The following is a 1148-nucleotide window of genomic DNA, read 5'->3' on the forward strand; positions in this document are numbered from 1 at the left end:
GCCGGTGCGACGACAGGTCGAGCGTCTCGGCCGCGGCCTGCTCGAGCACCCGTACGGGCGCGCCGATGAGCGCGTCGACGGCGGCGCGGACGTCGGCCAGCGGCCCGGCCGGCGCGGCGTCCAGCAGGTCGCCCTTGGCCTGGCCGGTCGACGCCGTGGCGGTCAGCCGCTCCCAGACCATCCGTGGTCGCGGCGCGTCCAGGTTGTCGTCGATCTCGTCGATCCCGTACATGATCGTCTCGCCGCCGCGCCATGGGTCGGCGGGCGGCATCGCCCCGGCCGCGAATAGGTACGCCACCAGCAGCGAGTGGCGCAGCAGCAGGTACAGCAGGGGGCGCTCGGCCAGTGGGAACCCGTCGTCGCGCAGGTCCTGCCATCCGGCGTCGCGCAACAGGCTGAGCCAGTCGACGGCCAGCGGCTCGGACCGTGATCCGGCGCCCTGGACCAGCGGGAACGGCACCGGGAAGTAGTTGGAGGCGAAGACGGTGCGGGCCAGGTTCGGGTGGACGCCGGCCAGCCCGTGCGCGTCCAGGGCGGCGCGGGCGAGCGTGGCCTGCTCGGTGCGCCACGCGTCGCTGAGTTTCTGCTGGTCGTCGAGGGTGTTGCGGATGAACCGCCAGGCCGCGTCCACGAATGACATGTCCAGCACGCTGCGGCCCCGGAAGCTGACCGAGGTCGGTTGCAGCGACAGCACCGTGAGCAGCGGGTTCTCGTGGGGGGTGTCCGGGTCGGCGGTGTCCGGCCGGTCGCTGAGTCGGGGTACGGCGGCGACGGAGGCGGTCCAGACGGGCCGGAGCGAGTCGCGGAGCAGGCCGGCCAGCCCGGTGACCGCGGGCGGCTCGTCGGCGGCCGCCCAGTGGTCCAGCGGCAGCACCGGCAGCAGGCCGTACGGCTGCTGCCCGAGGCGCAGCACGGGCTGGGACCCGGCGCCGCGTACCCAGTCGACGAAGTGCTGGCGGACCGGTTCGATCGTGTCCGGCGCTACCGCCGGGGCGAACATGTGCTCCAGGAAGTATCCCCAGGTCGCCGGCCACAGTGCAGTGTTCATGGCGCGTCGTGCGTCGCGCAGCGCCGTCCCCTCGTCGGCGGCCGGGGCGCCGCCGAACAGTTCGGCGCTCCGGTCGGCGAGCCCGAGCGCCCGCGCGGCG

Annotated in this window: 1 protein-coding gene; it reads right to left on the reverse strand. The window is 74.5% G+C overall.

Annotation, left to right across the window (positions count from 1 at the left end):
* Nucleotides 1–1148: hypothetical protein (locus ACWEVO_RS36900; protein ID WP_452312007.1), on the reverse strand; the 1148-nt coding region annotated here is incomplete at both ends.

This window comes from Micromonospora sp. NPDC003776 (genome assembly GCF_053605645.1).